6 protein-coding genes are annotated in these 7,600 nt (G+C 69.3%); 4 read left to right on the forward strand and 2 right to left on the reverse strand.

The window, feature by feature from the left end:
* Together Q0326_RS09955 and Q0326_RS09960 are read right to left on the reverse strand one after the other, a co-directional pair.
* A partial coding sequence (locus Q0326_RS09955) for a TolC family protein (protein ID WP_298689717.1) occupies nucleotides 1-770 on the reverse strand: 770 nt, incomplete at its 3' end.
* Between the two features lie 16 nt (nucleotides 771-786).
* On the reverse strand, nucleotides 787-1,437 hold the full coding sequence (locus Q0326_RS09960) for a protein-L-isoaspartate O-methyltransferase (protein WP_298689719.1): 651 nt from the start codon (nucleotides 1,435-1,437) through the stop codon (nucleotides 787-789).
* Between the two features lie 303 nt (nucleotides 1,438-1,740).
* Between Q0326_RS09960 and Q0326_RS09965 the strand changes: the two genes are divergently transcribed.
* The 4 genes from Q0326_RS09965 to Q0326_RS09980 form a co-directional block, all read left to right on the forward strand.
* On the forward strand, nucleotides 1,741-3,390 hold the full coding sequence (locus Q0326_RS09965; RefSeq protein WP_298689721.1) for an alkaline phosphatase family protein: 1,650 nt from the start codon (nucleotides 1,741-1,743) through the stop codon (nucleotides 3,388-3,390).
* Nucleotides 3,391-3,579: 189 nt separating this feature from the next.
* Nucleotides 3,580-4,692 carry a catalase family peroxidase gene (locus tag Q0326_RS09970; RefSeq protein WP_298689723.1) on the forward strand — a complete coding sequence of 371 codons (1,113 nt, stop codon included), beginning with the start codon at nucleotides 3,580-3,582 and terminating at the stop codon, nucleotides 4,690-4,692.
* Nucleotides 4,689-5,216, forward strand: a complete 528-nt coding sequence (locus Q0326_RS09975; RefSeq protein WP_298689725.1) for a cytochrome b/b6 domain-containing protein — start codon at nucleotides 4,689-4,691, stop codon at nucleotides 5,214-5,216. The genes Q0326_RS09970 and Q0326_RS09975 overlap by 4 nt, the downstream gene beginning before the upstream one ends.
* Nucleotides 5,217-5,447: 231 nt before the next feature.
* Nucleotides 5,448-7,600, forward strand: a 2,153-nt coding sequence (locus Q0326_RS09980; protein ID WP_298689727.1) for a TonB-dependent receptor, incomplete at its 3' end; no start/stop codon positions are given.

The raw sequence follows: 7,600 nt of genomic DNA on the forward strand, positions 1-7,600 counted from the left end.
GCCTTCACCGCGGCCCTGGCGGCGGCGATGTCGGGATTGTTGGCGATCGCGGTGTCCTCGGCCCGGTCGGGCGTGTCGGGCAGCGGCGGCAGCGGCGGCGGCTGGTCGAGCACGGTCGCGCTCATCCCGATCACCCGGCGGTAATTCTCCTCGCTGTTGACGAGGTTCGAGCGCGCGGTGGTGAGCTGGGCATTGCCGTCCTCGAGCCGGGCGCGCGACTGGGCGACGTCGGTGCGGGTCAGGCTGCCGGCGGCGAACTGGTCGTTGGTGGCGTCGAGGTTGGTCTGGAGCACCTTGATGTTGTTGATGTCGAGCTGGACGATCGCGCGGTCGCGCAGCACGTCCATATAGGCCGAGACCGCCTGGACGAGCACGTCGCCCTCGGTCGCGCGGAGCTGCTCGCGGCCCGAATCGACGCGCGCGTCGTCGGCGTGGATCTGATTGCGGACCCGCCCGCCCTGGTAGAGCGGCACGCTGAGCTGGACGCCGGCGCTGAGGAAACGGTTGAAGGTCTGGACCTGCCGCAGACCCTGCAGCCCCTGCGTGTAGCTCGCGCTGCCGGCGACGGTCGGGCGGCCCGACGCGCGGACGATCGCCGACTGCTCGTCGGTGGCGCGAAGCTGTGCGCGCTGGCCGGTCAGCGTCGGATTGTCGCCATAGGTCGCAACCAGCGCCTCGGCGAGAGTCGTCGCCTGCGCCGCAGCAGGCGCCAGCATTCCCATGACGAGCGCGATCATTGCCGCGCCCGCCCCTGCCCCCGCCCGGATCATGCCCCCTCCGTTCGTGCTAGAAAGTGAAAGCCGGCGCCGGCGTGAAGCCGGGGAGCGGCACGGTATCGATATCGGCAAACGCCCGCAGCCCGACGCTCGCGCCGGCCCTGCGACCGACCGACAGCCGGCTGACGCCGCGCTCGAGGATCGCGGTCACGAGACGGCCATCCTCGACCATCTGCTCGATCAGCGCCGACGGCACGCGCTCGACGCCGCCGTCGATATAGACGATGTCATAGGGGGCGTTGGCGGGCGCACCCGCGGCGAGCGGACCATCGACGAAGTCAACCGCGACGCCTCCGCCGAGCGCGGCCTTGGCGGTGGCCAGCATCGCGGCGTCGTCGACGACGGTCACGACGCAGCCGAGCGTGACGAGCAGCGCGGCGACATAGCCGCTCGCCGCGCCGACGACGAGCGCGCGCTCGCCCGGCCGCGGGTCGGCGGCGTCGAGCAGGCGCCCGGTCGCCGCCGGCGGATTAAGCCCGCGGCCGCCGCCCAGCGGCACGATCGTGTCGCGATAGGCGAGCGCGCCCTGCCCTTCGCCGACGAATGTCTCGCGCGGCACCAGCGCCATGGCGGACAGCACCGCGATGTTGGCCACCAGATTGGGGCGGAGCTGGTTCGAGACCATCGCGCGCCGAAGCCGGTCATATTCCTGTTCGCTCATGATCGCAGACCTCGCACAACTGTATTAGATTGGCAATACACTTATTCCTGAGGCCGATCTCTACGGCGTCGCTGGCATCGCTGCAACGGCGCAGCGGGACGGTATCGGCGCCGTTGCTGCAGCGTATCGATCGATCGGACCGGAATGGACATGAATATCCTCATTTCGCAGGACGAACGATGGTCGTATCCGGTCGACTGTGGTCGACACGCATCGGAGCGGCGCCGTCACGAAGCTGAAACATATAGCAGCCATCCGGCGACATCCGGCGGACCGGTCTTCACCCCCATCTCGAGGCTCTTCATGCGCATCCCCGCCTTCGCCGCGACGCTTCTCGCCACGCTCGCGGCGGGCGCCGCGTTGGCCGTTCCGCCGCCGGTCCGGCCCAAGTTGATCGTCGCCATCTCGGTCGACCAGTTCGCCTCGGAACTCTACCGCCATTATCTGCCGACCTATACGGGCGGGCTGAAGACGCTGTCGGGCGGAGTCGCCTTTCCGGTCGGCTACCAGAGCCATGCCGCGACCGAGACGTGCCCCGGCCATTCGACGATCCTGACCGGTCGCCACCCCGCCGCGACCGGGATCATCGCCAACAGCTGGTTCGACGCCAAGACCGGTTCGACCGTCTATTGCGTCGCCGCGCCGGGCTCGTCCGATCCCAATGCGCGCGGGCCGCAGAACATGCACGTCACCACGCTCGGCGACTGGGTCAAGGCGGCCGAGCCCGGCGCGCGCTCCTTTGCGGTCTCGGGCAAGGACCGCGCCGCGATCACGATGGCGGGCAAGCATGCCGACGGCGTCTATTGGTGGGTCGACGGCGAAGGGTTCACCACCTCGTCCTTCGCCGGCCCCGCGACGCCGGCGGTGACACGCCCGGCCGAGGCGTTCGACACCGCGACCTTCGCGGGCTGGGCGCGCGCCAAACCGGTGCTGTGGCAGCAGGCATCGGCCGCCTGCGCCGCGCTCGAAAAGCCCGCGACGTTCGGCAAGATCGCGCTGTCGGGCCATGTGCCGCCCGATCTCGCGGTCCAGGCCGAGGCCAATCCGCATTTCGCCGCGACCACCGACTTTCAGGACAATCTGCGCGCCTCGCCGCTGTTCGACCAGCTCGCCGTCGCCTTTGCCGAACAGGTGATCGCCGACAACAAGCTCGGCCACGGCCCGGCCACCGACGTGCTCGCGCTCAGCCTCTCGGCGAACGACTATGTCGGCCACCGCTACGGCAATGGCGGCCCCGAAATGTGTGTCCAGCAGGCGACGCTCGATGCGACGTTGGGGGGCTTCCTCGATCATCTGAAGGCGCTCGGCGTGCCGGTGATGGTGGTGATGACCGCCGATCATGGCGCGACCGACGCCGCCGAGCGCGAGCATGACCATGATCCCGACGCCTCGCGGCTCGACAGCCCGGCGTTCGTCGCCAAGCTCAACAAGAGCGTCGAGCAGACGCTCGGCCTCTCCTACGAGCCGATCGTCGGCGACGACCCGCAGCAGCTCACCATCAACGTCGGCAACGACTCCGCCTTGCGCGACAAGGTGCGCGACGCGACCATCGCCTGGCTCAGGCAGCAGCCCGAGGTTCGCGCTGTCTATCCGCGCGCCGAAGTGGCCGCAGCGACGGTGGCACCGGGTACCGATCCGTCGACGCTGACGACGCTCCAGCGCTTCCACGAGAGCTACGACGCGGAGCGTTCGGGCGACATCGCGGTGGCCTATCGCCCCCGCACCAGCTTCGGCATGCCGCGCGGGCCCGGCGACGTCGTCGCCGGCCACGGCTCGCCCTGGGATCATGACCGCCAGGTGCCGATCCTGTTCTGGTGGCCCGGCGTCCCCGCCGACACCCGTGCCACCCCGATCGAGACCGTCGACATCGCGCCGACGCTCGCCGCGATCGCGCAGGTGCCGACCCCGCCGGTCGACGGCCGCTGCGTCGATCTCGGTGGGAACTGCCGCTAGGCCACGCCGAGATCGGCATCCACATCGTCATGCCGGACCTGATCCGGCATCCGGAGCTGCGGCGCTGCGGATCGAAGCCGTGGATCCCGATCACGGCTGGGATGGCGATAGCAAGGCACATCGCAGCTTGACGGCGCCGGCCCAACACGCGACGGGTCCGGAACGAATGCACCTGTCCGGAGAAAGCCGATGCCCGGAGACGTTGATCGCAACGCACCGACCCCCGACACGGCGACGCTGCTCAAGCGCAACCCCGTCCAGGCGCTGACCATCGCAGTCGTGCTGGCCGCGACCGCGGGTGCCTTCGCCTATGTCGGCGGCTTTGTCACCCCGCATCGGCTGGGTGCCAACCATTTCGTCGACGCGATGCAGACCGCCGCGGGCGGACCGCACGCGGGCTTCCGGCGCGCGCATGCCAAGGGGATCTGCATCGCGGGATCGTTCGTCGGGGCGGCACCCGGCCGCGCGATCTCGAAGGCGGCGGTGTTCGGCGGCGCGATCGTCCCGGTCACCGGCCGCTTCGCCGAGGCAGCGCCCGATCCCTTCGCCAAGGATTCGTCCGAGGCGGTGCGCAGCATGGCGCTGCGGCTGCAGCCAGCGGGCGCACCCGAATGGCGGATGGCGATCAACGACACGCCGGGCTTGCACGTCTCGACGCCGCAGGCCTTTTACGACAATGTCGTCGCCTCGACCCCCGATCCCGCGACCGGCAAGCCCGATCCCGCCAAGATGCAGGCGTTCCTCGCCCAGCATCCCGAGACGGTCGCCTTCCTTGCGCGTATGAAGGCGCGCAAGCTCGCCTCGGGCTTCTTCGACGATACCTACAACAGCGTCGACGGCTTCCTGTTCGTCGCGCCGGACGGGACCAAGCGGCTGGTCCGCTGGTCGATGGAGGCGGAGGAGCCGTTCGCGACGCTCACCCCCGCCGAGCGCGACGCCAAGCCCGCCAACTATATGTTCGACGACCTGCTCGCCCGCGTCCGCCGGGGCCCGGTCAAGTGGCGGCTGGTCGCGACGCTGGCGCAGCCGGGCGACCCCAACCGCGCCGCCGAGGTCTGGCCCGCCGATCGCCCCCGCGTCGTGATGGGCGAACTGACGATCGACCATGTCGAGAGCGAGGCGACGGGCAATTGCCAGGACGTCAATTTCGATCCGCTGGCGCTGCCGCCGGGCATCGCGCCGTCGGACGATCCGATCCCGTTCGCGCGCTCGGCGGTCTATTCGGTGTCCTTCCGCCGGCGCTCGGGCGAGCACAAGCCGCCCAGCGCGGTCGCCAATCAATCGGCAGGAGCCCGGTCATGAGCCGCCCCGCGCACCGCTTCACCTTGCTCTCCCGACTGCTGCACTGGACGATGGCGGCGCTGGTGCTGGCGATGCTGTTCATCGGCATCGGCATGGTGAGCACCGTCTCGCCGCGCTATGCGGGCCTTGTCTCGGTCCACAAGTCGATCGGGATCCTCATCCTGGTGCTGGTCGCGATCCGGCTGGTCAACCGGCTGCTCAACCCGCCGCCGCCGCTGCCCGCCGACCTGCCGCGCGTGCAGGTGATCGCGGCGACGGCATCGCACTGGCTGCTCTATTGTCTGATGTTCGCGCTGCCGCTGGTCGGCTGGGCGATGCTGTCGGCGGCAGGTTCGCCGATCGTGGTGTTCGGCGGGCTCCATCTGCCGCCGATCCTGCCGCACGACGTCGCGGTCTTCGCGGTGCTGCGGACCGCGCACACGGTGCTCGCGCTGCTGCTGTTCGCGACCTTCCTCGCGCATCTCGGCGCCGCGCTGTTCCACGCGCTGATCCGTCGCGACGAGGTGCTGCCGAGCATGGTGTAGCCCCGTTCCCGTTCGGGGTGCGTCCTTTTCCTCTGTTCGGGCTGAGCGCAGTCGAAGCCGCGCCGGACGGTGGCGGCACTCCGACGTCGCTCGGTGCGGAACGGCTTGTGGGATGGCGCGGCCGTATAGAGTGATGCGTCCGCGCCACGCCGCTAGCGGAATTTGCGCGGCTTTCGGCTTTGCAATCTTGCCGTAGCGTGAGCCCGGCCAAGCGGTCGCTAAGGGGGACGCATGGCGGGACAGACTTCACTTCGCTCCAGACTGATTCACGCGCCGGTGGGGGTCGCGCTGCTGCTGTCGGCAGTGACGCCCGCGACCGCGCAGAAAGCGGCCCGGCCGGCGCCGCCGCCGCAGTCCGACGACGAGGACTCCGGGATTGTCGTCAACGGCGTCCGCCCGCCGCTGCCCGGCGCGGTGGTCGGCGACATTCCCCCCGAGCTGCAATACAGCCCCGCCGACATCCGCGCTTATGGCGTCTCGTCGGTGTCGGACCTGCTCAACGAGCTTGCCCCCGAAATCCGATCCGATCGCGGGCGCGGGAGCAGCTCGCCCGTGGTGCTGCTCAACGGCCGGCGCATCTCGGCGTTCAGCGAGATCCAGGACATCCCGACCGAGGCGATCCTGCGCGTCGACATCCTGCCCGAGGAGGTCGCGCTCAAATATGGCTACACCGCCGACCAGAAGGTGGTGAACATCGTACTGCGCCGCCGCTTCCACTCGATCACCGGCGAGGCCAACGGGCTGACCACCACCGACGGCGGCGCCGAGAGCGGCACCGGCGACTTCAACGTCCTGCGCATCCGCGGCGACAACCGTCTCAACCTCGATCTCAAGGCGACGGACACCGCCGCGCTCAGGGAAAGCCAGCGCGACATCGTCTCGTCGACCACCGGTCGCCCCTATGATCTCGTCGGCAACGTCACCGGGGTCGGCGACGGCGATCTGGCCGCGCTCGGCATGCCGGCCGGCCAGCCCGTCTCCGTCGCGGGCATCCCTGCAGCGATCGCGGCCGGGGGCGCGCCGACGCTCGCCGGCTTCGCGGGCACCGCCAACGATCCCAACGTCACCGACATCACCCCCTATCGGACGATCGGCTCGTCGGCGAAGACGGTGTCGCTCAATTCGGTGCTCGCACATCCGTTCGGCAAGCATGTCAACGCGACGCTCAACGGCACCTTCGGCTACAGCGATTCGGGATCGCTGCGCGGGCTGCCGTCGGCCAATCTCCTGGTGCCCTCCGACGATCCGTTCAACCCGTTCGGGCAAGACGTCGACGTCGCGCGCTATCTCGGCACCGATGCGCTGCGCCAGGACATCCAGACGATCACCGCGCATCTCGGCACCACGGTCAACGCCGACGTCGCCAAATGGCGGCTCTCCTTCACGGCGGGCTATGATTATGGCGACACGCGTACCGACACCGACACCGGGCTCGACACCAGCGCGCTGCAGGCGGCGCTCGCCGACGGCGATCCGACGGTCGATCCGTTCGGGACGCTGCCCGCGTCGCTGATCGGCGGTCGAACGAAGCAGATGGCGACCGCCATCTCCAACGCGGGCAATGTTCAGTTCGTCGCCAACGGCCCGGTGTTCGACGTGCCTGCCGGCCCGCTCTCGACCAGCCTCAAGGCCGGATTCACCGACAGCGGCTTCGACACCCGCTCCGATCGCGGCGGCGTCGTCCAGCGCACCAGCCTGTCGCGCAGCGATGCCAGCGCGCAGCTCAACATCGACCTGCCGATCGCCAGCGCCAAGCATCATTTCCTGCCGTTCCTCGGCACGCTGTCCGCCAACACCAACCTCGCGGTCGATCATTATAACGACTTCGGTACCGAGACGACGCTTGGCTACGGACTCAACTGGACTCCGCACGACGGCATCACGCTGATCGCCTCGACCACGCACGACCATGGCATCCCGACCGTCCAGCAGCTCGCCGCGCCGGTCGTGGTGACGCCGCAGGTGCCGGTCTACGACTATCTCACCGGCCAGACCGTCAACGTCTCCGAGACCGCCGGAGGCAATGCCGGCCTGCAGGCGGACAGCCGCCATGTCGACAAGCTCGGGCTGACGCTCAAGCCGTTCAAGGCGATCGATCTCACGCTGTCGGCGAGCTACATCCGCAGCGACATCCGCAACGCGATCGCCGCCTTCCCCTCGCCCAGCGCGGCGATCGAGGCAGCCTTCCCGGACCGTTTCGTGCGCGATGCCGAGGGCGATCTCGACAGCATCGACGAGCGCCCGATCAATTTTGCGCGCGAGCGGCGGCAGGAGATTCGCTGGGGCGTCAATTTCACCCAAAAACTCAAGACCTCGCAGGCGCTGATCGACGCCTATCGCGCGCTGCGCGCCTCGGGCGCGTTCCAGCGGCCCGGTGGTGGTGG

Origin of the sequence: uncultured Sphingomonas sp., from assembly GCF_937859915.1 — a bacterium.
Taxonomy (GTDB): domain Bacteria; phylum Pseudomonadota; class Alphaproteobacteria; order Sphingomonadales; family Sphingomonadaceae; genus Solisphingomonas.